Genomic DNA, 24,947 nt, shown 5'->3' with positions numbered 1-24,947 from the left:
ATGCTCCGGGCTATCGCGCCGCGCTCCTCAAAATGGCGGATTGCGGCGCGGCTTCAAGCCTGGCTCGACATTTCGACGATGGCGGCGCTTGATCGGGATTGCGCTGCCGGGATCCGTTGAGCGTTGGCGCCGTCCAGCGGCCTCGCCGCGCTCGGTACCTCTACGGCCTACCGTCCTCTGTTATGCGTCCGCTCATAGAGCTCACGGATGATGCCGCTTGCCGTGGTCTCGAACAGAAACGGCAAGAAAGCATGAATGAGCGCGGCAAAGGCCGCCATGAACAATCTCGACGAGAACCATGCGGCGAAAGCCATATGGCCGAAATAGCTCTCGCCGACCGTGGCCGGATGAGAGGTGAAAAGTCTTGCGAGCCGTGCCGTCATGTCGATCCCTCCTGCCGGCATGAAGAGCCGGCGATGAGTATACTGGCATGGGTGTTCGGTTCATCGGTCTCAAATTGTCCTTGTGAAAGGCTGAATTTTGGGACAAACATCCCACATGGCGCCGGAAATCGACGAAATAGACCGGAGATTGCTGGCCGAGCTGCAACGCGACGGCACGCTGTCCGTCGACCAGCTCTCGGCAAGAATATCGCTGTCGCGCAATGCTTGCTGGCGCCGGGTCAAGCGGCTGGAGGAAGACGGCGTCATCACCGGCCGGGTGGCGCTGGTCGACGCCGACAAGCTTGGGCTCGGCCTTTCGGTGTTCATCCTGATCCGCACCTCCAACCACGATCCGGACTGGCTGCAAAGATTCCGAGCGGCGGTGACCGGCTTTGCCGAGATCACCGGCGCTTACCGCATGTCCGGCGATCTCGACTATGTCCTGCGCGCCCGCGTCGCCGATGTGAAGGCCTATGACCGGCTCTATCAACGGCTGATCGCCAAGGTGGCACTATCGGACGTTTCGGCCTCCTTCGTCATGGAGGAGATCAAGGAGACCACGGTCGTTCCGATGGAACTGCGCTGAAGCGGAACTGTGCTGAAAGAAAGCCGTTGATAGCATTGCCGCCGAGTTGACTGAACCGGCGTTCGCGACGATAGGATCAGCCTCATGCGCGCAGCACTTTATCCCACCTCCGTCATCGGTCCGGCTGTCGGCTTCGTCAGGCTGCCGCATGGCGAGGGATTGCCGCTTCCTGCCTATGAGAGCTCGGGCGCCGCCGGCATGGACCTGCGCGCCGCCGTCCCGGACGACAGGCCGCTCTTGATTCTGCCGGGAAAGCGCGCGCTGGTGCCGACCGGGCTGATCCTGGAAATTCCGGAGGGCGTCGAGGGCCAGGTCCGGCCGCGTTCCGGCCTCGCCTTCAAGCACGGGCTCACCTGCCTCAACACGCCGGGCACCATCGACAGCGACTATCGCGGCGAGGTCAAGGTGCTGCTGATCAATCTCGGCGACGAGGATTTCGCGGTGACGCGCGGCATGCGGATCGCCCAGATCGTCTTCGCCCCGGTGACGCAGGCGACCGTCGAGGAGCGCACATTGGCTGGCGGCACAACGCGCGGCTCGGGCGGCTTCGGATCGACCGGCACGGCCTGATGAAAATACCCAAGCTCGTCATCTTCGATTGCGACGGGGTTCTGGTCGACACCGAGAACTTGGCCAATCGGCGCCTCGCCGAGTGGCTGACCGCGGCCGGCTTTCCGGCCAGCTTCGAATATTGCCGCAAGAATTTCTCCGGCCGCAGCATGGTCTCGGTGCAGAAGGAAGTCGAGGCGACCGGCGTCAGCCTCGGCGCCGATTTCGTCGAGCGTTGGAACGCCGGCCTGCCGGACCTGTTCGCGCATGGCGTCGAGGCCATCCCCTACGTTCGCGAGTTCATCGAAACCGTGCACGCCGCCGGCATCGCCACCTGTGTCGCCTCGTCGGCACGGGTGTCCAAAATGCACATCACGCTCGGCCAGACCGGACTGCTGCCGCTGTTCGAGCATGCGCTGTTCAGCTCGACCATGGTCGCGCACGGCAAGCCGTTCCCCGACCTCTTCCTGCATGCGGCAGCGACGATGGGCTTCGCGCCCGCCGACTGCATCGTCATTGAGGACAGCGTCGCCGGCACGGCAGCCGGCATCGCCGCTGGCATGCGCGTCTATTCCTACCACGGCGACCCGCTTTCCGACCGCGACGGGCTGATCGAAGCCGGCGGCATCCTGTTCGACGACATGCGTAAACTGGCCGGGCTGGTGCCAATCCACTGATCGCCTTTGCGCAAGCTGCATGCGCGCCCGATCTCAGACCGGGCGCGGCGCCCCAAGTAGTCGGTCGACCGTGTCGCGTATCAGACTGCGCAGATTGGCCGGCCTGTCGAGATGACTGACGACAAGCAGGCCGTCGGCCGCCACTGTTAGCGCGTCTGCGGTGCGGTCCGGATCGGGATTTGCGTCAGCGATCAGCAGATCCCTGAGGATGCCCCACTTCCAGTGACGATGCTTATCGATTGCCTGGCGAACCGGGCTCCTCGCGTCGGGGTATTCGGCAGCGGCGTTCTGGAACGGGCAGCCGCGGTAGCCCGGCTGATCCGCCGCGTCGGCAATGAGATCGAATATGGCAAGGATCATCTGGCGAGGTGGCCGCCGGCCAAGGCTCGCTATTGCCGCCCGTCTTTCCTTGCTGAGCTCCTCGATGTAGGCGCGGACGAGATCGTCCTTGGCCGCGAAGTGATGATAGAACGTCGCCTTGGCAACGCCGGCCTCGGCGATGATGCGGTCGATGCCGACTGTGCGCACCCCCTCCAGAGAAAACAGCGCGGTCGCCGTATCGAGGATGCGGCGGCGCGCAAGACTTTCGGGACGATCGTTGATTCGGGCTGCGGACATGCCTTGACCGTATAGCAGACAGGTCTGTATACATCCACATGTAGACAGACAGGTCTACCTGTTAACGAAGGGAAGGCGAAACATGGCTTCGATAGTCAGGGAAATCATCGTAGATGCTTCACCGGAAAGCGTATAGGCGACGGTGGGCGACTTCGCCGGCGGCGCCCAACGGATAGCCCCAGGCGTTTTCGTCGACTGCCGGGTGGATGAGGGCGACGTACGGGTCCTTACTTTCGCCGACGGCAAGATCGTGCGAGAGCGGCTCATCGCCCGCGACGAGCAGGGCCGGCGGATCGTGTGGGGATGGCTCGGCGACGAGGTCACTCACGATAACACCTCCATGCAGGTCTTTGCCGAGGGCGAGGGCCGGAGCCGCCTGGTCTGGATTCACGATACTCTGCCCGACGAACTCGGCACGTGGCTCGCAGCCGCCATGGATCAGCTGGTGGCGGTTTTCCAGCAGACCCTGGCGAGCCAAGCCAAACCAACATAGTGAGGCAACGCCAGGTGTTTCCTCTTGGCCGCAAAATGCTATAGCTTGCGCGCGCCCGACATAACGAGCGCGCGCGCATGACCTTCTCCCTGCTTCGTTTCATCGTTGCTTGCCTGCTGCTGCCCTGTCTTTGGACGACGGCCGGCGCGGAGGCCGTCAGCTTCCCGGAGCTCGGCAGCGCCGTCCCCGGCCACGGCGATGTCACCTATCTCGATCTCGCCAGGATGGTCATTCCCGATCTGGCCGCGGACAAGGATGGCTTTTTCCGGGGTTCGATTCCGATCGAGATGCGCCACATCGCTGGACCGGACTACGACGGCTCGCCGCCGGCGACCTCGGGTCTTTCCAGCGGCGACGTGCTCGACATCAAGGCCGGCGGCAAGGACCGGCTGGCGATGCTGCTCGACCTCGGCGACTCGCCTGACAGCGCCGAGGGTTATGCCGTGCTGGCACTCTACGACATCACCGGCAAGCCGGCCTTGCTCGACGCGGTCAACGTTGCCGTCGACCGCAGCACCTACTTTCGCGATCCGGGCAAGCTGTCGATCGGGCCCGGCGATGACGTCATCATCACCACGAGCACGCATTTCAATTCGAGCCAGGGCTATGTGATCGCGCCGCTGGTCATGGTCCGCAACGACAGGTTCGAGCTGATCGACATGATCTATGCGTTCGACGAAAACCTCTGCACCAACCGAAGGACGCAGAATGCGGCCTTCCAGGCGATTGCCGACGGCCAGCCCTATGCAGCCATCAAGGTTACGGTGACCGACGCGACAGTGCCGGGCGATGAAAGCTGCGACGGCCAGCCGCCGCCAGAGGCGTCTTCGCGCGACATTTCCGTCACCTATCATTGGGACAAAAACGCTTCGCGTTACGTCAAGGATTCCGATGCGCTGGACCGATTGGCAGGAGAGAACGCCAAACGCTTCTGAGCCAACCGCATTTGTTTGCCCGGCGCGTTCCGCCGGGCTAGAATTTCCTTCATAGTCCGCACCGGAGGGGAGCATCCATGGATAAGGGCAAGATTTTTCGCGACCTGCATACATCGATCTTCGTCATGGCCAATTCATGGGACGTCGGCACGACCAAGCTCTTGGCCTCATTCGGCTTCAAGGCGCTGGCCACGACCAGCGCCGGCTTTGCCTTTTCGCGCGGCCTGCCCGACGGCGCGGTGACGTTCGAGGCGATGATCCATCATTGCCGTGAAGTGTCAGCGGCGACCGGGCTGCCGGTTTCGGCCGATCTCGAAAAGGGCAAGGGCGACAGCGCGACAAGTGCCGGCGAGACCATCTTCGCCGCCGAGGCGGCTGGCCTCGCCGGCTGCTCGATCGAGGACCATACCGGCGAGCCCGCCAAGCCGATCTATGATTTTTCGCATGCCGTCGATCGCGTCGCGGCGGCGGCGGAAGCGGCACGGGCACTGAAACGCGATTTCGTCTTCACCGCGCGGGCCGAGAATTTCCTGTGGGGCAAGCCCGACCTCGACGACACGATCAAGCGGCTGCAGGCCTTCGAGAAAGCCGGTGCCGACGTGCTCTATGCACCGGGCCTGGGCGACATCGAGATGGTGCGAACCGTCTGCTCGGCGCTGACCAAGCCCGTGAACGTCATGGCCAGGCCCGGCTTCACCATCGCCGATCTTGCCATGGCGGGGGTGAAGCGCATCTCGCTCGGCCCATGGCTGACCAATTTCGCCTTCGGCATGCTGGAGACCGCGGCGCGCGAGATCCAGCAGGATGGCACCTTCGGCTTCACCCGCGCCGCCATGCCGTTCGGCAAGCTGCAGGCGCTGTTTGCCAAATCTTCCGCCTAGACGGGGCCCGGCGAATGACGCTCACCGTCGTCGACATGCACACCGGCGGCGAGCCGCTGCGGATCGTCACCGGCGGCTACCCCGACATTCCCAAGGGCACGATCCTCGAAAAGCGTGCCTATGTGCGCGACCATCTCGATCATCTCAGAAAGATCCTGATGTTCGAGCCGCGCGGACATTACGACATGTATGGCGCGCTGCTGGTGGAGCCCGACCTGCCGGGCGCCGACCTCGCGGTGCTGTTCATGCACAATGAGGGCTATTCGACGATGTGCGGCCACGCCATCGTCGCGCTCGGCCGCTACTCCGTCGACGAGCGGCTGGTGGCGCCACGCGAGCCGATGACGACCGTCAGTATCGAGGCGCCATGCGGGCTGATTTCGGCTGCGGTCGAGGTAAAGGATGGCAAGGCCGGCGCGGTGTCCTTCGAAAGCGTGCCGGCGTTTCTGTTCGCCGGCGACCAGCGGATCGAGCTGCCGGGCTATGGTCCGGTCGGCTTCGACATCGCCTATGGCGGGGCCTTCTATGCACTGGCCGACTGCCGCCAGTTCGGGCTGGAATTCGGCAGGAACCGCGTCCGCGATTTCGTCGATGCAGCGACCGCGCTGACTGATAAGCTGAAGGCCGAATTGCCGCTGTCGCATCCCGACCATGCCGATCTCGCCTTTCTCTACGGCACCATCCTGACCGACGGACAGGATGCGTTCTCCGATACGCCGACCAAAAACATCTGCGTTTTCGCCGAGGCCGAGGTCGACCGTTCGCCGACCGGCTCCGGCGTCACCGCGCGGCTGGCGGCCATGCACGCCAAGGGCCAGATCGAGATTGGCCGAACGCGGCTGTTCGAGAGCATCGCCGGCTCGCGCTTTTCCGGCGCCGTCGTACGCACGGCCACAGCCGGGCCGCATGACGCCATCATCGCCCGCGTCGGCGGCCGCGCCTATTACTCAGGGCGGGCCGAATTCATCGTCGAGGACGATGATGAACTGGGGCGCGGCTTTCTGCTGCGCTAGCTCCCTTCCCGTGCCGAGATCGCCTTGTGCAGATGCACCATCATGGCGGCGGCGAACAGCGGCGTCAGAAGGTTGAGCAGCGGCACGGCGAGGAAAGCGGCGACCACCAGCCCGGCCAGGAACACGGTGATGGAGTGCTTTCTGCGCAGCGCCTTGGCCTCGGCCTCCGGGCGAAAGCGCATGGCGGCGAACTCGAAGAACTCGCGCCCGAGCAGATAGCCGTTGACGACGAAGAAAGCGGCAATGTTGATGCCCGGCACCAAGAGCAGCAGCAGGGCGACGATGTTGCCGAGGATGACGACGCCGAAAAACCGGATCGCCAGCACCAGGGAGCGCAACGCCGGCACGGCGCGGCCGGGCGGGTCGTTTGGATAATCCGTGCGCTCGACCACTTCGGCGACGTCGTCGAGGAACAGGCCGGCGATGATCGCCGTCACCGGCGCGATGAGCAGCGCCAAGCCCAGCGCAAGGCCGATGCCGGCGACGACGGCGCCCAGCCATCCGACCCAGGAGGGTAGGGCGGGCAGCCATGCATCGATCCACGGCCAGGCCAGCCATTCGAACAGGCTCTTGATCCCGAACCAAAGCGCCGCCAGCGCCAGCAAGGTCAGCGCAAACGTCTTCAGGAACACGGAACGGAATTCGGGCGAGAACAGCCGGCTCAAGGCGGCACGGGCGGCGTCGAGGATCACGGCGTTTCCAATTCCATGTCAAACGAGGCCCATCGGCGATATTTCGGGATAGGCGGAGACAGGTCGCGAGACAAGCGCAAACCGCGCGATACGAAGCATCTGCGTTCTGCCCGGATTTATAACTCGCGGCCTAGGCAAAGCCGCATCAAACCGCTAGACCCGCCCGCGCCCGGCGTGGCAGAAAGCCGGTGGGTTTTTGGCGGAGACATGAATTGATGCCGGACTATGACGTGCTTTGTATCGGAAATGCCATCGTCGACATCATCGCCCAGTGCGACGAGGCGTTCCTGGAGACCAACGGCATCATCAAGGGCGCGATGAATTTGATCGACACGAGGCGCGCCGAACTGCTCTACAGCCGCATGGGCCCGGCCATCGAAGCCTCCGGCGGCAGTGCCGGCAACACGGCGGCGGGCGTCGCCTCCTTCGGCGGCCGCGCCGCCTTCTTCGGCAAGGTCTCCAACGACGCACTCGGCGAAATCTATGCGCATGACATCCATGCCCAGGGCGTCGCCTTCGACACAAAGCCGCTCAACGGCGAACCACCGACGGCGCGCTCGATGATCTTCGTCACACCGGACGGCGAGCGCTCGATGAACACCTATCTCGGCGCCTGCGTCGAGCTCGGCCCGGAGGACGTCGAGGCCGACAAGGCCTCGGGCGCGGCGGTCACCTATTTCGAGGGCTATCTGTGGGACCCGCCGCGCGCCAAGGAGGCGATCCGGCAGACGGCGAAGCTCGCCCATGCCGCCGGGCGCGAAGTGTCGATGACATTGTCGGACTCGTTCTGCGTCGACCGCTACCGCGACGAGTTCCTCGACCTGATGCGCTTCGGCACCGTCGACATCGTCTTTGCCAACAGCCACGAGATCAAATCGCTCTACCAGACCGCGTCCTTCGACGAGGCGCTGGCCCAGATCCGCAAGGATTGCAAGATCGCCGCCGTCACCCGCTCGGAAAAGGGCTCGGTCATCGTGCGCGGCGACGAGACCGTCATCATCGAGGCGACCAGGATCCGCGAGCTGGTCGACACCACTGGCGCCGGCGACCTCTACGCCGCCGGCTTCCTCTACGGCTACACGCAAGGCCGCAGCCTGAAGCAGTGCGGCGATCTCGGCTCGCTGGCAGCCGGGCTGGTCATCCAGCAAATCGGCCCAAGGCCACGCCAGAATTTGCGCAGAGAGGCCGAGCAGGCCGGGCTGCTGTAGAGCGGCGCCTCTTTCCTTCTCCCCCTGTGGGAGAAGGTGGATCGGCGCGCAGCGCCGAGACGGTTGAGGGGTGCTGGACGGAGTGCTGCCGGTGCCAAGCTGGAACACCCCTCATCCGACCGAGCTTCGCTCGGCCACCTTCTCCCACAGGGGGAGAAGGGGAGAGGCGCTGCTGCTGCCCCCGCTCCTCAAGCCCCAGCGCTATAAGCCGCAATCGCCGCCATATTGACGATGTCCGAGTCCTTCGCATTCAGCGAGACGATCTGAACCGGCTTGTTGAGGCCGACCAGCAGCGGGCCGATGACGGTCGAGCCGCCGAGCTCCTGCAGCATCTTGGTCGAGATCGAGGCCGAGTGGAAGGCCGGCATGACCAGCACATTGGCCGGGCCGGTCAGCCTGATGAACGGGTACTGCGCCATGGCGCGGGCGTTGAGCGCCACGTCGGCGGCCATCTCGCCGTCATACTCGAAATCGACGCGGCGCTTGTCGAGGATGCGCACCGCTTCCTGGACGCGCTCGGAGCGCTCGCCCTGCGGATGGCCGAAGGTTGAATAGGCGAGCATGGCGAGCCTCGGCTCGTAGCCCATGCGGCGGGCGAAGCCGGCGGCCTCCTCGGCGATGTCGGCGATCTCGACGGCATCCGGCATGTCGTGCACCGCGGTGTCGGCAACGAGGACGGTGCGACCGCGCGCCAGCACGATCGACACGCCGATGACGCAATGGCCGGGCCTTGCGTCGATGACGCGGCGGATATCGTCGAGCGCCGTCGAATAGTTACGGGTAACGCCGGTGACGATGCCGTCGGCATCGCCCAGCGCCACCATGCAGGCGGCGAAATGGTTGCGGTCGTTGTTGATCAGCCGCTGGCAGTCGCGGAACAGAAAGCCTTTGCGCTGCATGCGCTCGTAGAGATAATCGGTGTAGACCGAGTTGCGCCGCGACAGCCGCGCATTGATGATCTCGATGCCTTGCTTGCCGAGATCGATGCCGGCATTCCTGGCGTTTTCCTTGATGATGTCGTCGCGGCCGAGCAGGATGGCGGTGCCGAGCCGCTGGTTCACATAGGAGACGGCGGCGCGCATCACCTGCTCCTCCTCGCCCTCGGCAAAGACGATGCGCTTGGGCTGGCGGCGCACCCGGTCGTAGATGCGCTGCAGCGTCGAGGCGATCGGGTCGCGGCGGGCGGAAAGCTCCTGCGCGTAGCGGTCGAGATCGAGGATCGGCTTGCGCGCGACGCCGGAGTCCATCGCCGCTTTGGCCACCGCAATCGGAATGGCCGAGATCAGGCGCGGGTCGAACGGCACCGGGATGATGTAGTTGGGGCCGAATTTCGGCCGCATGCCCTGATAGGCGGCGGCGACGTCGTCGGGCACGTCCTGGCGCGCCAGTTCGGCGAGCGCTTTGGCCGCGGCGATCTTCATGTCGTCGTTGATGGTGGTCGCCCGCACATCCAGCGCGCCGCGGAAGATGTAGGGGAAGCCAAGCACGTTGTTGACCTGGTTGGGATAGTCGGACCGTCCCGTCGCCATGATGGCGTCGGTGCGGATCTCGGCGACTTCCTCCGGCGTGATCTCGGGGTCGGGATTGGCCATGGCGAAGATGATCGGGTTCTTGGCCATCGACTGCACCATTTTGGTGGTCAGCGTGCCTTTGGCCGAGAGGCCGAGGAACACGTCGGCGCCGTCCAGCGCCTCGGCCAGCGAGCGCGCGCCGGTTTTCACGGCGTGCGCCGATTTCCACTGGTTCATGCCTTCGGTGCGACCCTGGAAGACGACGCCCTTGGTGTCGCAAAGGATGATATTCTCAGGCGCAAAGCCCATCGCCTTCATCAATTCGATGCAGGCGATGCCGGCAGCACCGGCGCCGTTGCAGACCATTTTCGTGGTCTTCATGTCGCGGCCGGTGATTTCCAGCGCGTTGATCAGGCCGGCGGCCGAGATGATGGCGGTGCCGTGCTGGTCGTCATGGAAGACCGGGATGTCCATCAGCTCGCGCAGCCGCTGCTCGATGATGAAGCACTCCGGCGCCTTGATGTCCTCGAGGTTGATGCCGCCGAAGGAGGGGCCGAGAAAGCGCACGCAGTTGATGAATTCGTCGGCATCCTCGGTATCGACCTCGAGGTCGATGGAATCGACATCGGCGAAGCGCTTGAACAGCACCGCCTTGCCTTCCATCACCGGCTTGGAGGCCAGCGCGCCGAGATTGCCGAGGCCGAGGATAGCGGTGCCGTTGGAGATGACGGCGACCATGTTGCCGCGAACCGTGTAGTCGAAGGCGCGGCTCGGGTCCTCGGCGATGGCGAGAACCGGCACGGCGACGCCCGGCGAATAGGCGAGGCTGAGATCGCGCTGCGTCGCCATCGGTTTTGTGGCGACGATCTCCAGCTTGCCCGGACGGCCCATGGCGTGGAATTCCAATGCCTCCTGGGCGCTGACGGAGGGCCCGTTGCTTTCGGTTTTCTTGGCCATGGTACTTTTGGTTTCCTCGCCCGTACGGCACCGCTTGAGATGGGTGCGCATGCTTTCTTTTGTGGAAGGTTCGGGATTAAGGCTACACTTCGCCGCTGTAAACCGCCAAGCATGGCTTGGAAAATTTTGGAAGCAGCTTCTTGAACGACGAGACGCCCATTCGAAGCGACAACGCCACGCCAGCCTTCGCGCCGGCGACGCCGATGATGGAGCAGTATATCGAGATCAAGGCGGCGAACCCGGATTCGCTGCTGTTCTACCGCATGGGCGATTTCTACGAGCTGTTCTTCGACGATGCCGAGAAGGCGAGCCGGGCACTCGGCATCGTGCTGACCAAGCGCGGCAAGCACCAGGGGCTCGACATCCCGATGTGCGGCGTACCGGTGCATGCCGCCGACGATTATCTGCAGAAGCTGATCGGCCAGGGGTTCCGCGTCGCTGTCTGCGAGCAGATCGAGGATCCGGCGGAGGCCAGGAAGCGCGGCGGCAAATCGGTGGTGCGCCGCGACGTGGTGCGGCTTGTAACGCCCGGCACCATCACCGAAGACAAATTGCTGGCGCCGTCGGAATCGAGTTTTCTGATGGCGCTGGGACGGGTCAAGGGCGGCAGCAGCGATACAAGAGGCGGGGAGCGCGGCAGCGCGACAGGGAACCAAGGAAGTTTCGCCCTAGCCTGGATCGAGATCTCGACCGGTGTCTTCCGCGTCGCCGAGACAACCGCCGACCGGCTGCTCGCCGATGTCTTCCGCGTCGATCCGCGCGAGCTGATCGTCGCCGAACCGGTGTTTTACGACCGGGAGCTGAAACCGGTCTTCGACGTGCTCGGCCGCGTCGCCAGCCCGCAGCCGCCGTCGCTGTTCGATTCGGCTTCGGCCGCCGGCCGCATCGCCCGCTTCTTCGACGTGGCAACGCCGGATAGTTTCGGCGCGTTTTCGCGCGCCGAACTGTCGGCGATCTCAGGCGTCATCGCCTATGTCGAGAAGACGCAGAAGGCCGAACGGCCACCGCTGTCGCGGCCGGAACGCGAGGAGCAGGGTTCGACGCTGTTCATCGACCCGGCGACGCGCGCCAATCTGGAGCTGCTGCGCACGCTGTCCGGGAGCCGCGACGGGTCGCTGTTCAAGGCGATCGACCGCACGGTGACCGGTGGCGGCGCAAGGCTGCTCGCCGACCGCTTGATGGCGCCGCTGACCGACCCGGCGGCAATCGCTGCAAGGCTGGACTCGGTGTCGTTCTTCCGCTCCGAGACGCGCCTTTGCCAGGCGGTGCGGGCAAGCCTGAAGAGCGTCGCCGACATGCCGCGGGCGCTGTCCAGGCTGGCGCTCAACCGCGGCGGCCCGCGCGACCTCGGCGCGCTGCGCGCCGGTTTCGAAGCGGCCGGCGCCATCGCCGAACTGTTCGGCCAAACCGCCTTGCCGGGCGAACTGACCACGGCGTTGGGAGCTATCAAGGCACTGCCTAATGAACTGGCGACCCATCTGGCACAGGCGCTCAGCGACGAGCTGCCGTTGCTCAAGCGCGACGGCGGCTTCGTCCGCGGCGGCTACCACGCCGAACTCGACGAGATGCGGGCACTGCGCGACGAGTCGCGAAAGGTGATCGCCGGGCTGGAGCGTTCGCTGATCGACGAGACCGGCATCCGCTCGCTGAAGATCAGGCACAACAATGTGCTGGGCTATTATATCGAAGTCACCGCTAACCACCATGCGCTGATGACCGGCAGCGACGGCGCCAAGGCGCGCTTCATCCATCGCCAGACCATGGCCAACGCCATGCGCTTCACCACCACGGAACTCGCCGAACTGGAAACCAAGATCGCCAACGCCGCCGACCGGGCTCTGGCGATCGAGCTTGCCGCTTTCGAGGCGCTGACGGCGGAAGTGGTCGGCCAGGCCGACACGATCCGTGCCGGCGCCGAAGCGCTCGCCGCGCTCGACGTTTCGGCCGCACTTGCCTTGCTTTCCGAGAGCGAGGCCTGGTGCCGGCCGCTGGTCGATGCGAGCCTTGCCTTCGAGATTTCGGGTGGACGTCATCCGGTGGTCGAACAGGCGCTGCGGCGTTCCGGCGAAGGCCCGTTCGTCGCCAATGATTGCGATCTGTCGCCGCAAGGCGATGCCAAGGCCGGCGCGATCTGGCTGCTGACCGGCCCCAATATGGGCGGCAAATCGACCTTCCTCAGGCAAAACGCGCTGATCGCCATCCTCGCCCAGACCGGCTCCTTCGTGCCGGCGGCATCAGCCCATATCGGCGTCGTCGACCGGCTGTTTTCGCGGGTCGGCGCCTCCGACGATCTGGCGCGCGGCCGCTCCACCTTCATGGTCGAGATGGTCGAGACGGCGGCGATCCTCAACCAGGCAGGCGAACGCGCACTGGTCATCCTCGACGAGATCGGCCGCGGCACCGCCACCTTCGACGGCCTGTCGATCGCCTGGGCGGCGGTCGAATATTTGCACGAGAAAAACCGCTGCCGGGCGATCTTCGCCACGCATTTCCACGAAATGACGGCGCTGGCCGGAAAACTGCCGCGGCTCTCCAACGTCACCATGCGGGTCAAGGAATGGGAGGGCGACGTGGTCTTCCTGCACGAGGTCGGCAAGGGTGCGGCCGACCGTTCCTACGGCGTCCAGGTAGCGCGGCTGGCCGGCCTGCCGGAAGCGGTGGTCGGCCGGGCCAAGGAAGTGCTGCACCAACTCGAGGCCGGCGAGGTCTCGGGCAAGGCCAACCGTCTGGTCGACGACCTGCCGCTGTTTTCCGTGGCGGCGCAGCGGGAAGCGTCGAAGCCGGCGAAGAGTGATGGGCTGGGTTTGGCGCTAGCGGAGATCAATCCCGACGAGATGACGCCAAGGGAGGCGCTGGAGGCGCTGTACCGGCTGAAGGGGATGGTGGGGAAGTAGTGCTCGTCCGATAGCGCTCTACGGCACCCCCCTCTGTCCTGCCGGACATCTCCCCCTCAAGGGGGGAGATTGGCAGTTTCGCTGACAGCGCTTTTCCTTCGACGTTCGAAGTTGGCGAAAGCCGATGCGAAATCCAATCTCCCCCTTTGAGGGGGAGATGTCCGGCAGTACAGAGGGGGGTGTGACGGAACGCTGCTTTGGCTTGCCTTCCGCCCCACCCCTCAAATCATCGCCAGGCCCGACTTCCGCCTCGGCGGCGGAAAAGCGCGATCAATTTCGGCGAAATCTTCGCTCGTGAGCGCGATCTCCAACGCCGCGACATTCTGCCGGACATGGTCCGGGCGACTGGCCTTCGGAATGGCAATCACCCCGTCCTGCGCCATCACCCAGGCAAGCGCGATCTGCGCCGGCGTCGCACCGTGGCGGGCGGCGATGGCATCTAACCTGGCGTTGCGCGCCAATACCCCCTGATCGACCGGCGAATAGGCCATCAGCGGCATGCCGCGTTGCCGGCTCCACGGGGCGAGGTCGAACTCGACGCCGCGCTGCGACAGATTGTAGAGCACCTGGTTGGTTCGGACGTTGCCGCCGGCCGGCAACCGGACCAGCTCCTCCATCTCGCCGGTATCGAAATTGCTGACGCCCCAGTGGCGGATCTTGCCGGCCGCCTTCAACGCTTCGAACGCCTCTACCGTTTCCATCAAAGGAACGCTGCCCGGCCAATGCAAGAGATAGAGATCGATGCGGTCGGTGGCGAGATGCCTCAGGCTGTTCTCGCATGCCCGTTTCACGCCGGCGCGCGAGGCATTGGACGGCAGTACTTTGGAGACCAGGAAAACCTCGTCGCGGCGACCGGCGATGGCCTCCGCCACCACCTCCTCGGCGCCGCCGCTGGCATACATTTCGGCGGTGTCGATCAGCGTCATGCCGAGATCCAGCCCGAGCTTCAGGGCATTGGCCTCGTCGCCACGGCGGCGGCCGTCTTCGCCCATCTTCCAGGTGCCCTGGCCGAGCACCGGCACGGCTTCGCCGCAGGGCAGGGTGGTCGTTCTTATCGTCGATGGCATGGCATGCTCCAGTCCGAGGCCCGGATAGCACCATAGTCGCCAAGGCAAATCCAGGTGAAGCAGAAATCCAGGTGAGGCCTCTCGCCCGGATTCCCCGGCAGCGTGACGCCTACTTCACCGGATGGGCGGCGAGCCAGTCCTGCATCTGCTTGATCTCGGCTTGCTGCGCGGCGATCACTGCTTCCGCCAGCTTGCGGATTTCCGGGTCCTTGCCATTGGCGAGCTCGACCTTGGCCATGTCGATGGCAGCCTGGTGATGCGGGATCATGCCGCGGGCGAAATCGACATCGGCATTGCCGGAATATTCGATTGCCATCATGTCGGTATGCATCTTGTCCATCGCCGCCTTGTAGCCCTCGGTCGAGGGACTCTGCGCACCCATTGCGCCCATGTCGTGCTTCATCTCCTCGGCCTGCGCCGGAACGCTTTCGAGGAAAACGGCAAGCAGCATTCCCGCCGCCATCATCAGCAGCACGATCTTCTTGGCCAACGTCATTCGTCGTCTCCTTTTTTGAACAGGGTCTATCTGGAAGTTTTACTCAGAGTTTCAACGTCCTGAGCCGCAATGCGTTGGCGATCACCGAAACCGAAGACAGGCTCATCGCCGCCGCCGCAATCATCGGCGACAGCAGCGTGCCGGTGAGCGGATAAAGCACGCCGGCAGCAACCGGCACACCAAGCACATTGTAGAGGAAAGCGAAAAACAGGTTCTGGCGGATGTTGCGGATCGTCGCGCGGGCCAGCGTCCTCGCCCTGACGATGCCGTTGAGATCGCCCTTGACCAGCGTAATTCCCGCACTTTCGACCGCAACATCGGCGCCTGTGCCCATGGCGATGCCGACATCGGCGGCGGCCAGCGCTGGCGCATCGTTGACGCCGTCGCCGGCCATGGCGACGCCGGCGCCGTTTGCACGCAATTCCTCGACCAGCGCACCCTTCTGCTCGGGCAAAAGCCCGGCACGCACCTCGTCGATGCCGAGCTTGGCTGCGATGGCCTTGGCGGTGCGCTCATTGTCGCCCGTCGCCATGACGATCTTCAGCCCGCTGTCATGCAGCGCCTTGATCGCCTCGGCGGTGGTCGCCTTGATCGGGTCGGCAACGGCGACGAGACCGGCGAGCTTGCCTGCGACAGCGACGAACATCACGGTCTTGCCATCGGCCTGCAGCGCCTCGGCGCTGGCCAGGACCGAAGCCGTCTCGATGCCGAGATCGACCATCATCGCGGCATTGCCGAGCGCTACCTTCTGCCCCGAGACCGTGCCGGAAACGCCCTTGCCGGTGACGGCCTCGAAACCGCCGGCGTCGGGGACCTTCACGCCGCGTTCGCGGGCGCGTTCGACGATCGCCTCGGCCAGCGGATGCTCCGAGCCTTTTTCGAGACCGGCGGCGAGCGCCAGCAGCTCGTCCTGTGCCATGCCTTCGACCGCGATGACGTCGGTCAGTTTGGGCCGGCCTTCGGTCAGCGTTCCCGTCTTGTCGACGATCAGCGTATCGACCGAGGCAAAGCGCTCGAGCGCCGCCGCTTCCTTGATCAGCACGCCGGCATGCGCGCCGCGCCCGGTGGCGGTCATGATCGACATGGGCGTGGCAAGGCCGAGCGCGCACGGGCAGGCGATGATCAGCACCGAGACCGCCGAGACGATGGCAAACACCAGGCTGGGTTCCGGTCCGACGATCGCCCAGGCGACAAACGCAATGATCGCGACCAGCACGACGGCCGGGACGAAGTAGAACGAGACGCGGTCGGCCAGCCCCTGGATCGGCGCGCGTGAACGCTGCGCCTTGGCGACCAGCTCGACGATGCGCGCCAGCGTCGTCTCGGCGCCGATCTTTTCGGCGCGCATGATCAGCGAACCGTTCTTGTTCAGCGTGCCGCCGGTGAGGTTGTCGCCTTCGGTCTTCTCGACCGGCAGCGGCTCGCCTGTGATCATCGATTCATCGATGGAAGAGCGTCCTTCGAGCACAATGCCGTCGACCGGCACGGCGTCACCGGGGCGGATGCGCAGGCGGTCGCCGGCCTTGACCGTATCGAGCGGCACGTCGTTTTCGGAACCGTCCGCGCCGATCAGCCGCGCCGTCTTCGGCGCCAGGTCGAGCAGCGCACGGATCGCCGAGCCGGTTTTCTCGCGGGCGCGCAATTCCAGCACCTGGCCGAGGAACACCAGCGCAACGATCACCGCCGCCGCCTCGAAATAGACCGGCACGGTGCCGTCATGGCCGCGGAACTGGTGCGGAAAGAGGCCTGGAAACAGCGTGGCGACGACGCTGTAGAGATAGGCGGCACCGACGCCGAGCGAAATCAGCGTCCACATATTGGGGCTGCGGTTGAGGACCGAGTTCCAGCCGCGATGGAAGAACGGGAATGCCGCCCACAGCACCACCGGGCTGGCCAGCGCCAGCTCCAGCCAGACCTTCGCGCGGTCGTCGATGAAGGCCTGAAACGTCAGGCCGAGCATCGGCGCCATGGCGATGAGCAGCAACGGCACGGACAGCACCGCGCTCACCCAAAAGCGCCTGGTGAAGTCGACCAGTTCGGGGTTAGGTCCCTCGTCGCCGGTCGGCACGCCCATCGGTTCGAGCGCCATGCCGCAGATCGGGCAGGAGCCGGGCTTGTCGCGGATGATTTCCGGATGCATCGGGCAGGTGTATTGCGTGCCCTTGGGCATCGGCTGCGGCGCCGGCCTGTCGCCGAGATATTTTGCCGGCCCGGCTTCGAACTTCGCCTTGCAGCCGGCCGAGCAGAAATAGAAGCCCCGGCCCTCGTGCCGCAAAAAGTGCTTGGCCGTGGCGCGATCGACGCTCATGCCGCAGACGGGATCGGTTGCGGTCAGGTATTTTTCCGGCTCGGCGACGAATTTCGCGCGGCAGCTCTCGCTGCAGAAATGATAGCGATGGCCGTCATGCTCGGCCGTTGGCTTGCCGGCAGCCGGATCGACGGTCATGCCGCAGACCGGATCGCGGACGACGGCGTCCGCAGCAGAGGAGACGCCTTTTGGCGAGCAGCAGCTGCCATGGGCGTGATGATGGTGATCGGAATGCGTCATGCCGAAAGCCCCTGTATTTCGATGTTGCGGCGGAGGTAGTGCTTCCAGTAACTGGAAGGTCAAGGGCTGATTTCGATTTTTCGTGGCCAGGCCCCAAACTGCACCGGCCGCGGGCATGAGTCGTCCCGTTCCACGGCTGCGGAGAACGCGTCCGTCCGCCCCATACCCAGCGCCGCGAAAACGCGCTATAGACGCCGCCGAAACGGCGAGGCCGAACGGCATCTATGGCAAGAATATCCCTGAAGCTCGAGGAACTGATCGACAGCGAAGCCTTGCGCCGCGAGATGATCGAACTGACCGCGGCCACGGCAGGCGACGGCTCGGGCAAGGCCGCGCGCAGCGGCGTTCTCAAGCTTCTCAAAAGCCGGCTCGCCGACGGCCGCACGGTCGCCGAACGCATGCTGATGGACGATGGCAGCGGTACCGCCTGTGCCGCCCGGCTGTCGCATCTGATGGATGAGATCATCCGCGCGCTCTACGACTTCGCCGCCACCCATGTCTATCGCGTCAAAAACCCGTCATCGGCCGAGCGCATGGCGGTCGTGGCCGTCGGCGGCTATGGCCGTGGTACGCTGGCGCCCGGGTCCGACATCGACCTGCTGTTCCTGCTGCCCTACAAGCAGACGCCATGGGGCGAGCAGATCGTCGAATACATGCTCTACATGCTGTGGGACCTCGGGCTGAAGGTCGGCCACGCCACCCGCAACATCGACGAATGCCTCAGGCTGTCGCGCACCGACATCACCATCCGCACCTCGATCCTGGAGGCGCGCTTCCTGTGGGGCGAGCAAAAGCTCTATGACGAGCTTTTGCAGCGCTTCGACCACGAGGTGGTGCGCACCACCGGCCCCGAATATGTCCAGGCCAAGCTCGCCGAACGCGACGAGCGCCACGCCAAGGCCGGCGAGAGCCGTTACCTGGTCGAACCCAACGTCAAGGACGGCAAGGGCGGCCTGCGCGACCTGCAGACGCTGTTCTGGATCGCCAAATATTTCTACCGCGTGCGCACCGGCGAGGAACTGGTCGACAAGGGCGTCTTTACCGACGCCGAATACAGGGAATTCCAGAAGGCCGAGGATTTCCTATGGGCGGTGCGCTGCCACATGCATTTCCTCACCGGCAAGGCCGAGGAGCGGCTGCATTTCGACATCCAGCGCGACATTGCCGAGCGGCTGGGCTACACCACCCATCCCGGCCTGTCGGCGGTCGAACGCTTCATGAAGCACTACTTCCTCGTCGCCAAGGATGTCGGCGACCTGACCCGCATTTTCTGCGCCGCGCTGGAAGAAGAGCAGGCCAAGCATGTGCCGGGCTTCAACCGCATCTTCCTCACCTTTTCGCGCCGCAAGCGCAAGCTCGCCGGCACGGCCGATTTCATCGTCGACAACCACCGCATCAACATTGCCGACGACGAGGTGTTCGAGCGCGATCCGGTTAACCTGCTCAGGCTGTTCTGGTTTGCCGACAAGCATGGCCTGGAATTTCACCCCGATGCGCTGAAGCTGTTGACCCGTTCGCTCGGCCTCGTCGGCAAGGCACTGCGGCGCGACGAGGAAGCCAACCGGCTGTTCCTCGATATCTTGACCTCGGACCGCAATGCCGAGCTAAACCTGCGGCGCATGAACGAGGCCGGACTGCTTGCCAAGCTGATCCCGGACTTCGGCAAGATCGTCGCCATGATGCAGTTCTCGATGTATCACCACTATACGGTGGACGAGCATTTGATCCGCTGCATCGGCGTGCTGGCCGAGATCGAGCGCGGCGACGGGGAAAAGATCCATCCACTCGCCCACTCGCTGATGCCGGGGCTGAAGAAGAGCCGCGAGGCGCTCTATGTCGCCGTGCTGCTGCACGACATCGCCAAGGGCAGGCCGGAGGACCATTCGCAAGCCGGCGCCAGGATCGCCCGGCGCATCTGCCCGCATATGGGGCTCTCGCCGGCCGACACCGAAACGGTCGCCTGGCTGGTCGAGAACCACCTCGTCATGTCGATGACGGCGCAGACCCGCGATCTCAACGACCGCAAGACGATCGAGGATTTTGCCGCCATCGTGCAGTCGGTCGAACGGCTGAAGATGCTGCTTGTGCTTACCGTCTGCGATATCCGCGGCGTCGGGCCTGGGGTCTGGAACGGCTGGAAGGGCCAGTTGCTGCGTACGCTCTATTACGAGACCGAGCTTTTGTTGACCGGCGGGTTTTCGGAGGTGTCGCGCGCCAAGCGGACGGCGGCGGCGCGCGAGCAACTGGCCGAGGCGCTTGCCGACTGGCCGGAAAAGGCACGCAAGCGTTATGTCGGCCAGCACTACGAGAACTATCTGCTGGCGGTCGATCTGCCCGACCAGCTCCGCCATGCCGAATTCATCCGCGAGGCCGATCACGCCGGCAAGAAGCTCGCCACCATGGTGAAAACCCACCAGTTCGAGGCGGTAACCGAGATCACCGTGCTGGCGCAGGACCATCCGCGCCTGCTCTCGGTGATTGCCGGCGCCTGTGCCGCGGCCGGCGGCAACATCGTCGACGCGCAGATCTTCACCACCTCGGATGGTCGGGCGCTCGACACCATCCTGATCTCGAGGGAGTTCGACCTCGACGAGGACGAGCGCCGCCGCGCCGAGCGCGTCGGCCGGCTGATCGAGGACGTGCTATCGGGCAAGAGCTGGCTGCCCGAAATGATCGAGAAGCGCACCAAGCCGCGGCGCGGCGCCAAGGTTTTCCGCATCCCGCCGCGCGCCGAGATCCGCAACACGCTGTCGAACCGGTTCTCGGTGATCGAGGTCGAGGGGCTGGACAGGCCGGGCCTTCTGTCGGAGATCACCGGCATGTTGTCGGACCTGTCGCTCGACATCGCCTCGGCCCACATCACCACCTTCGGCGAAAAAGTCATCGACACGTTCTACGTCACCGATCTCACTGGCCAGAAGATCGACAGCCCGTCGCGCACCGCGACTATCCGCAACAGGCTGATCGCGGTGCTCGAGGGCACGGCGTCCGAGCGCGGCAAGACCAAAACGGCCGCCGAGTGACGGTTACCTTCCATTTGCCCCAATCGCACAGGCAGTCTTCAAGCGCATGAGCCTTGTCAAGAAATTCGCCACGGTCGCTTCCGGCACGCTGATGAGCCGCGCCCTCGGTTTCGGCCGCGAGATGCTGATGGCTGCCGCACTCGGCACCGGGCCGATCGCCGACGCCTTCAACGCCGCCTTCCAGTTTCCCAACACCTTTCGCCGGCTGTTCGCCGAAGGCGCCTTCAATGCCGCCTTCGTGCCGCTGTTCGCCAAGGAGATCGAGACACACGGCACCGACGGCGCCAAGCGCTTTTCCGAAGAGGTGTTCGGCGTCTTGTTCACGGCGCTTCTGGCGCTGACCATCGCCATGGAACTGGCGATGCCGCTGATCGTGCGCTACCTGGTGGCGCCGGGCTTTGCCGACACGCCGGGAAAATTCGAGATGACGGTGGCGCTGGCGACCGTCATGTTCCCCTACCTGATCTGCATGTCGCTCGGCGCCATGATGGCCGGCATGCTGAATTCGCTGCGCCGCTATTTCGCCGCTGCGGTGGCGCCGGTGTTCCTCAACGTCATCCTCATCGCCGTGCTCGCCTATGCCTGGTACAAGGGTTCGGACGCCCGCACCGTTGGTTTCGGCCTGGCCTGGGGCGTGCTGGCGGCCGGCCTGGTGCAACTGGCGATCGTCTGGGCGGCGGTGCGCCATGCCGGCATTTCGATCGGCTTCCGGCGGCCGAAGATGACGCCGAACGTCAAGCGGCTGCTGATCCTGGCACTGCCGGCGGCGATCACCGGCGGCATCACCCAGATCAACCAGCTGATCGGCACGGCGATCGCGTCGGCGCAGGACAGCGCGGTGTCGTCGCTGGCCTATGCCGACCGCGTCTACCAGCTGCCGCTGGGCGTCGTCGGCGTCGCCGTCGCCATCGTGCTTTTGCCGGAACTGTCGCGGGCGCTGAAATCAGGCAATCTGGTCGAGGCCGCCAATCTGCAGAACCGCTCGGTCGAGTTTACCCTTTTCATGACCTTGCCGGCGGCGGCCGCGCTGCTGGTCATGTCCGAGCCGATCGTGCGGCTGGTCTATGAGCGCGGCGCCTTTGCCGCCAACAATTCGACGCCGACGGTCGCGGCAATCCTGGCGATCTTCGGCCTCGGCCTGCCGGCCTTCGTGCTGATCAAGGCGTTCACCCCAGGCTATTTCGCCCGCGAGGACACACGCACGCCAATGATTTTTGCCGCCATCTCGGTGGCGGTTAACATTACGACGGCGCTGACGCTGTTTCCGACCATGGGCGCGCCCGGCATTGCCGTTGCCTCCGCTGTCGCAGGCTGGGTCAATGCGGCGATGCTGCTCGCCGTGCTGATCCGGCGCGGCCATTGGGGCCGCGACGTGCCGCTCATGAAACGCATCCCGCGGCTGGTGCTGTCGGCGGCGGTGATGGCCGCGGCGCTCTATTTTGCCGAACACTGGTTCGCCGCAAGTCTCGGCTCCGGCTCGCCGCTGGTGATCAAGGCGGTAACCCTGCTTGCGCTCGTCGCCGGCGGGGCGCTGCTTTACTTCGTCACCGCCTTCGCCACCGGCGGCGCCGATTTCGGCATGATCCGCCGCAATATCGGGCGCAAGGGCTCCCAGCCGGTCAAGCAACAGTCTCCAGATCCGTGAAGCGGAATTCGTCCGCCGTCGAAAGCATCGGAACGGCGTAGTAGCGCGCACAGGCGTAGTGGAAACAGTCGGCCATGTTGAGGCGGCCAGCGTTGTTGCGAAACCGCGACGCAGCCTCGACTGACAGAGATGCTGCGTCAGAGGGAGGCGGAAGCTCCCGCAAGGTGATTCCACGCTCTTCGAGAAAGCGGCTGACTATCTTGAAGCTTGTGGCGATCGGTACGGCCAGCTTTTCCGATCGCGAAAGCGCCATCGCGGCTTCCCAAACCGCGATAGCCGACGTGAACGGAGCCGACGCTTTCATGACCGCCTGCGCGCAGCGCTGGGCTTCGGCCTCCTGGCTCAGCATCGCGACGATAGCGGCTGCATCGATGAACATCAGTCTTCGCCGGACAATTCGTCGTAGACCGAGCGCGGCAGCGGCTTGCGCGCCTGCTCGCTCAGCTCAATCCCGAACTCGGCCCGGAGCCGTGCCGCCGTCTCCAGCGGCGTCTCGCGATTGCGTCGGCGCTCCAGAGCTTCGCGCATGGCGATCACGATTGCCTCGGTGATCCCGACACCTTCAAGCCTGGCAAAAGCCCGCGTCAGGCTGTCCGCTTCCTTGTTGTTGATGTTGATCGTCATTGTTTTGCTTCCGCTGTGTAGCAAATACTATGTAGCTATCTACATCAGTCCGTCAATGTGGCCCTAAGCCAAATCGAAGCGACTGCCGAGGCGAGCTATTTTGTTCTTGCTTTGTGCCGGCAGCTATGCTACTAATTTCTGTATGGTGCTCATTGGCGCCGAGGAACCCGCCGCAAGGCGGGTTTTTGTTTCTGGTCGGCGTCATCCCCTTCAATCAGCCTCCTGCGGCGTCTTGCTCGGCCGACGCCAAAGCCTGCGCGCCCAGTCAATACCCCTCTTGATCGCCTCCTCGCTCTCGTCCATAAGCGCGCCGTCGCAAGACTTTCGCCGCGCGCGAAACGGCCCTCCACAAGCCAGGGAAACACTATGACCGACCTCAACCAGCCCGCCTTCAAGCCGCTCGTCTTTTCCGGCGTCCAGCCAACCGGCAATCTGCATCTCGGCAATTATCTCGGCGCCATCAAGAAATTCGTCGCCCTGCAGGACACTTCCGACTGCATCTATTGCGTCGTCGACCTGCATTCGCTGACCGCGCAGCTCGTCTATGAGGACCTTCAGGACCAGACGCGTTCGATCACCGCGGCGTTTCTCGCCTCCGGCATCGACCCGACCAAGCACATCGTCTTCAACCAGTCGCGGGTGATGCAGCACGCCGAGCTTGCCTGGATCTTCAACTGCGTGGCGCGCATCGGCTGGATGAACCGCATGACGCAGTTCAAGGACAAGGCCGGCAAGGACCGCGAGAACGCCTCGCTCGGCCTGCTCGCCTATCCCTCCCTGATGGCCGCCGACATCCTCGTCTACCGCGCCACCCACGTGCCGGTCGGCGACGACCAGAAGCAGCATCTGGAGCTGACCCGCGACATCGCGCAGAAATTCAACAACGACTTTTCGGACCGCATCGCAGCGCTTGGCGTCGGCGTCGAGATGCAGGTCGGCGAAGAGACAGTGAACGGCTATTTCCCGCTGACCGAGCCGGTCATCGGCGGCCCGGCAGCGCGCATCATGTCGCTGCGCGACGGTTCGAAGAAGATGTCGAAATCCGATCCGTCGGACCTGTCGCGCATCAACCTGACCGACGATGCCGACGCCATCTCGAAGAAGATCCGCAAGGCCAAGACCGACCCGGAGGCTTTGCCCGGCGAACTGGACGGCCTTGCCGGCCGGCCGGAAGCGGAAAACCTCGTCGGCATCTATGCCGGCCTCGCCGAAATCTCGAAAGAGGCCGTGCTGAAAGAGTTCGGCGGCCAGCAGTTTTCGGTGTTCAAGCCGGCGCTGGCCGATCTTGCCGTGGAAAAGCTGGCGCCGATCGCCGGCGAGATGCGCCGCATCTCCGCTGACCGCGCCTATGTCGACGCGGTGCTGCGGGATGGCGGCGAGCGTGCCGGCACATTGGCCGAAGCGACCATGAAGACCGTGCGCGACATTATCGGCCTGCTGCAAGGCTAATGCATGTCGCGCAAAAGTGTGCAGCGGTTTTGCGATAACGACATGCATAAAACAAGAACCTGAAGCGCGTCGCTGGTCGAACGCGACGCGCTTTAAGCTGCACCAGCATTGCCACAGCCGCCGGTCGCTTGCGGGCGGGCTGTGGCGGTGGCAGATTGCGGCCGAAACCATCGAACAGGGTGAATATGGTCTCCAAACGCCTCAGCCGCGAAGTCGGTCATCGCCGCAAGTTCCTGGCGATCATCGACGACACGCCCGAATGCGAGCGCGCCGTCGCCTACGCCTCGAAGCGGGCGCAGAGCACGGGCGGCGTACTGGTGCTGCTCTATGTCATCGAGCCGGATGATTTCCAGCACTGGCTGGGCGTCGAGAAGATCATGCGCGAGGAGGCGACCGCCACGGCGCGTGCCGCACTCGACAGCTACGCCAACAAGGTGCGTCAGAAGCTCGGCATCGAGCCGGAACTGGTGGTGCGCGAGGGCAAGCCGACCGAAGAGATCCACAAGCTGATCGAGGAAGACCAGGACATCGCCATCCTGGTGCTGGCGGCAGGCGCCGGCAAGGAAGGGCCTGGGCCGCTGGTCGGCGCGGTCGCCGGCAAGGGCGCCGCCTTTCCGATTCCCGTCACGGTGGTGCCGCAGAACCTGTCGGACGAAGAGATCGACAGCCTCGCCTGAGCGCGCCTCGCTCAAGGCAGG

The 24,947-nt window shown here is 64.6% G+C and carries 22 protein-coding genes; 13 read left to right on the top strand and 9 right to left on the bottom strand.

What is annotated here, in order from left to right; translation table 11 throughout:
* Positions 1 to 167: 167 nt before the first annotated feature.
* Complete coding sequence (locus NKI67_RS11900) at positions 168 to 383, bottom strand: DUF6356 family protein (protein ID WP_023676367.1); 216 nt, start codon at positions 381 to 383, stop codon at positions 168 to 170.
* A 115-nt stretch (positions 384 to 498) separates the two neighbouring features.
* On the opposite strand from NKI67_RS11900, the gene NKI67_RS11895 reads away from it, so the two are divergent.
* From NKI67_RS11895 to NKI67_RS11885, 3 genes are all read left to right on the top strand, one after another.
* Positions 499 to 969 (top strand): Lrp/AsnC family transcriptional regulator, encoded by a 471-nt coding sequence (locus tag NKI67_RS11895; protein WP_023676368.1) that lies wholly within the window; start codon positions 499 to 501, stop codon positions 967 to 969.
* Positions 970 to 1,053: 84 nt separating this feature from the next.
* Positions 1,054 to 1,539 (top strand): dUTP diphosphatase, encoded by a 486-nt coding sequence (gene dut / locus NKI67_RS11890; protein ID WP_023676369.1) that lies wholly within the window; start codon positions 1,054 to 1,056, stop codon positions 1,537 to 1,539.
* Positions 1,539 to 2,195, top strand: coding sequence for an HAD family hydrolase (locus NKI67_RS11885; RefSeq protein WP_023676370.1), 657 nt, complete (start codon positions 1,539 to 1,541; stop codon positions 2,193 to 2,195). Before dut ends, NKI67_RS11885 begins: the two co-directional genes overlap by 1 nt.
* A gap of 33 nt (positions 2,196 to 2,228) precedes the next feature.
* On the opposite strand, the gene NKI67_RS11880 is transcribed toward NKI67_RS11885, so the two are convergent.
* On the bottom strand, positions 2,229 to 2,813 hold the full coding sequence (locus tag NKI67_RS11880; protein ID WP_023676371.1) for a TetR/AcrR family transcriptional regulator: 585 nt from the start codon (positions 2,811 to 2,813) through the stop codon (positions 2,229 to 2,231).
* Positions 2,814 to 2,955: 142 nt separating this feature from the next.
* On the opposite strand from NKI67_RS11880, the gene NKI67_RS11875 reads away from it, so the two are divergent.
* From NKI67_RS11875 to NKI67_RS11860, 4 genes are all read left to right on the top strand, one after another.
* Positions 2,956 to 3,306 carry an SRPBCC family protein gene (locus NKI67_RS11875; protein ID WP_198023552.1) on the top strand — a complete coding sequence of 117 codons (351 nt, stop codon included), beginning with the start codon at positions 2,956 to 2,958 and terminating at the stop codon, positions 3,304 to 3,306.
* A 77-nt stretch (positions 3,307 to 3,383) separates the two neighbouring features.
* Entirely contained in the window at positions 3,384 to 4,241 is an 858-nt protein-coding gene (locus NKI67_RS11870) for a hypothetical protein (protein ID WP_023676372.1), read from the top strand.
* A 77-nt stretch (positions 4,242 to 4,318) separates the two neighbouring features.
* Positions 4,319 to 5,122, top strand: coding sequence for an isocitrate lyase/PEP mutase family protein (locus NKI67_RS11865; RefSeq protein ID WP_023676373.1), 804 nt, complete (start codon positions 4,319 to 4,321; stop codon positions 5,120 to 5,122).
* A gap of 14 nt (positions 5,123 to 5,136) precedes the next feature.
* Complete coding sequence (locus NKI67_RS11860) at positions 5,137 to 6,135, top strand: proline racemase family protein (RefSeq protein ID WP_023676374.1); 999 nt, start codon at positions 5,137 to 5,139, stop codon at positions 6,133 to 6,135.
* Here the strand turns inward: NKI67_RS11860 and NKI67_RS11855 are convergent.
* On the bottom strand, positions 6,132 to 6,827 hold the full coding sequence (locus NKI67_RS11855; protein WP_031211686.1) for a sulfate transporter family protein: 696 nt from the start codon (positions 6,825 to 6,827) through the stop codon (positions 6,132 to 6,134). The two genes, NKI67_RS11860 and NKI67_RS11855, sit on opposite strands and share 4 nt — an antisense overlap.
* Before the next feature lie 215 nt (positions 6,828 to 7,042).
* Between NKI67_RS11855 and NKI67_RS11850 the strand changes: the two genes are divergently transcribed.
* Complete coding sequence (locus tag NKI67_RS11850) at positions 7,043 to 8,035, top strand: adenosine kinase (protein WP_023676375.1); 993 nt, start codon at positions 7,043 to 7,045, stop codon at positions 8,033 to 8,035.
* 188 nt (positions 8,036 to 8,223) lie between these two features.
* On the opposite strand, the gene NKI67_RS11845 is transcribed toward NKI67_RS11850, so the two are convergent.
* A complete protein-coding gene (locus NKI67_RS11845) occupies positions 8,224 to 10,503 on the bottom strand; it encodes an NADP-dependent malic enzyme (RefSeq protein ID WP_023676376.1) in 2,280 nt (759 codons plus the stop codon).
* Between the two features lie 203 nt (positions 10,504 to 10,706).
* Here NKI67_RS11845 and mutS point away from each other — a divergent pair, with 203 nt between their 5' ends.
* Positions 10,707 to 13,397, top strand: coding sequence for a DNA mismatch repair protein MutS (gene mutS / locus NKI67_RS11840; RefSeq protein WP_352645396.1), 2,691 nt, complete (start codon positions 10,707 to 10,709; stop codon positions 13,395 to 13,397).
* Between the two features lie 221 nt (positions 13,398 to 13,618).
* Here the strand turns inward: mutS and NKI67_RS11835 are convergent, their stop codons facing one another.
* The 3 genes from NKI67_RS11835 to NKI67_RS11825 form a co-directional block, all read right to left on the bottom strand.
* A complete protein-coding gene (locus tag NKI67_RS11835) occupies positions 13,619 to 14,464 on the bottom strand; it encodes an aldo/keto reductase (RefSeq protein ID WP_023676378.1) in 846 nt (281 codons plus the stop codon).
* 109 nt (positions 14,465 to 14,573) lie between these two features.
* Positions 14,574 to 14,960, bottom strand: coding sequence for a CopM family metallochaperone (gene copM / locus NKI67_RS11830; RefSeq protein WP_023676379.1), 387 nt, complete (start codon positions 14,958 to 14,960; stop codon positions 14,574 to 14,576).
* Between the two features lie 43 nt (positions 14,961 to 15,003).
* On the bottom strand, positions 15,004 to 17,508 hold the full coding sequence (locus NKI67_RS11825; RefSeq protein WP_352645360.1) for a heavy metal translocating P-type ATPase: 2,505 nt from the start codon (positions 17,506 to 17,508) through the stop codon (positions 15,004 to 15,006).
* Positions 17,509 to 17,732: 224 nt separating this feature from the next.
* Here NKI67_RS11825 and NKI67_RS11820 point away from each other — a divergent pair, with 224 nt between their 5' ends.
* Both NKI67_RS11820 and murJ read left to right on the top strand, forming a co-directional pair.
* The gene (locus NKI67_RS11820) at positions 17,733 to 20,531 is read left to right on the top strand and encodes a [protein-PII] uridylyltransferase (protein WP_352645358.1); all 2,799 of its coding nucleotides are present in this window, start codon (positions 17,733 to 17,735) and stop codon (positions 20,529 to 20,531) included.
* 46 nt (positions 20,532 to 20,577) lie between these two features.
* Entirely contained in the window at positions 20,578 to 22,176 is a 1,599-nt protein-coding gene (gene murJ / locus NKI67_RS11815) for a murein biosynthesis integral membrane protein MurJ (protein ID WP_023676381.1), read from the top strand.
* Here the strand turns inward: murJ and NKI67_RS11810 are convergent.
* Both NKI67_RS11810 and NKI67_RS11805 read right to left on the bottom strand, forming a co-directional pair.
* A complete protein-coding gene (locus NKI67_RS11810; protein ID WP_023676382.1) occupies positions 22,151 to 22,555 on the bottom strand; it encodes a type II toxin-antitoxin system VapC family toxin in 405 nt (134 codons plus the stop codon). The two genes, murJ and NKI67_RS11810, sit on opposite strands and share 26 nt — an antisense overlap.
* Positions 22,555 to 22,800: a type II toxin-antitoxin system VapB family antitoxin gene (locus tag NKI67_RS11805; protein WP_023676383.1), complete on the bottom strand. Its 246-nt coding sequence runs from the start codon at positions 22,798 to 22,800 to the stop codon at positions 22,555 to 22,557. Before NKI67_RS11805 ends, NKI67_RS11810 begins: the two co-directional genes overlap by 1 nt.
* Before the next feature lie 366 nt (positions 22,801 to 23,166).
* Between NKI67_RS11805 and trpS the strand changes: the two genes are divergently transcribed.
* The gene (trpS, locus tag NKI67_RS11800) at positions 23,167 to 24,249 is read left to right on the top strand and encodes a tryptophan--tRNA ligase (RefSeq protein WP_023676384.1); all 1,083 of its coding nucleotides are present in this window, start codon (positions 23,167 to 23,169) and stop codon (positions 24,247 to 24,249) included.
* Positions 24,250 to 24,434: 185 nt separating this feature from the next.
* Entirely contained in the window at positions 24,435 to 24,926 is a 492-nt protein-coding gene (locus NKI67_RS11795) for a universal stress protein (protein WP_023676385.1), read from the top strand.
* Positions 24,927 to 24,947 lie beyond the last annotated feature (21 nt).

Source organism: Mesorhizobium sp. M0408, assembly GCF_040321495.1.
GTDB lineage: Bacteria > Pseudomonadota > Alphaproteobacteria > Rhizobiales > Rhizobiaceae > Mesorhizobium.
This window is presented reverse-complemented; position numbering and strand designations above follow the sequence as displayed.

Bases quoted from the DNA above. Each gene is read 5' to 3' on its own strand.
- murJ (WP_023676381.1), top strand. From the start codon at position 20,578: ATGAGCCTTGTCAAGAAATTCGCCACGGTCGCTTCCGGCACGCTGATG.
- NKI67_RS11805 (WP_023676383.1), bottom strand. From the start codon at position 22,800: ATGACGATCAACATCAACAACAAGGAAGCGGACAGCCTGACGCGGGCT.
- copM (WP_023676379.1), bottom strand. From the start codon at position 14,960: ATGACGTTGGCCAAGAAGATCGTGCTGCTGATGATGGCGGCGGGAATG.
- NKI67_RS11845 (WP_023676376.1), bottom strand. From the start codon at position 10,503: ATGGCCAAGAAAACCGAAAGCAACGGGCCCTCCGTCAGCGCCCAGGAG.
- mutS (WP_352645396.1), top strand. From the start codon at position 10,707: ATGATGGAGCAGTATATCGAGATCAAGGCGGCGAACCCGGATTCGCTG.
- NKI67_RS11810 (WP_023676382.1), bottom strand. From the start codon at position 22,555: ATGTTCATCGATGCAGCCGCTATCGTCGCGATGCTGAGCCAGGAGGCC.
- NKI67_RS11860 (WP_023676374.1), top strand. From the start codon at position 5,137: ATGACGCTCACCGTCGTCGACATGCACACCGGCGGCGAGCCGCTGCGG.
- NKI67_RS11850 (WP_023676375.1), top strand. From the start codon at position 7,043: ATGCCGGACTATGACGTGCTTTGTATCGGAAATGCCATCGTCGACATC.
- NKI67_RS11870 (WP_023676372.1), top strand. From the start codon at position 3,384: ATGACCTTCTCCCTGCTTCGTTTCATCGTTGCTTGCCTGCTGCTGCCC.
- dut (WP_023676369.1), top strand. From the start codon at position 1,054: ATGCGCGCAGCACTTTATCCCACCTCCGTCATCGGTCCGGCTGTCGGC.
- NKI67_RS11880 (WP_023676371.1), bottom strand. From the start codon at position 2,813: ATGTCCGCAGCCCGAATCAACGATCGTCCCGAAAGTCTTGCGCGCCGC.
- NKI67_RS11820 (WP_352645358.1), top strand. From the start codon at position 17,733: ATGGCAAGAATATCCCTGAAGCTCGAGGAACTGATCGACAGCGAAGCC.
- NKI67_RS11825 (WP_352645360.1), bottom strand. From the start codon at position 17,508: ATGACGCATTCCGATCACCATCATCACGCCCATGGCAGCTGCTGCTCG.
- NKI67_RS11900 (WP_023676367.1), bottom strand. From the start codon at position 383: ATGACGGCACGGCTCGCAAGACTTTTCACCTCTCATCCGGCCACGGTC.
- trpS (WP_023676384.1), top strand. From the start codon at position 23,167: ATGACCGACCTCAACCAGCCCGCCTTCAAGCCGCTCGTCTTTTCCGGC.
- NKI67_RS11795 (WP_023676385.1), top strand. From the start codon at position 24,435: ATGGTCTCCAAACGCCTCAGCCGCGAAGTCGGTCATCGCCGCAAGTTC.
- NKI67_RS11835 (WP_023676378.1), bottom strand. From the start codon at position 14,464: ATGCCATCGACGATAAGAACGACCACCCTGCCCTGCGGCGAAGCCGTG.
- NKI67_RS11885 (WP_023676370.1), top strand. From the start codon at position 1,539: ATGAAAATACCCAAGCTCGTCATCTTCGATTGCGACGGGGTTCTGGTC.
- NKI67_RS11895 (WP_023676368.1), top strand. From the start codon at position 499: ATGGCGCCGGAAATCGACGAAATAGACCGGAGATTGCTGGCCGAGCTG.
- NKI67_RS11865 (WP_023676373.1), top strand. From the start codon at position 4,319: ATGGATAAGGGCAAGATTTTTCGCGACCTGCATACATCGATCTTCGTC.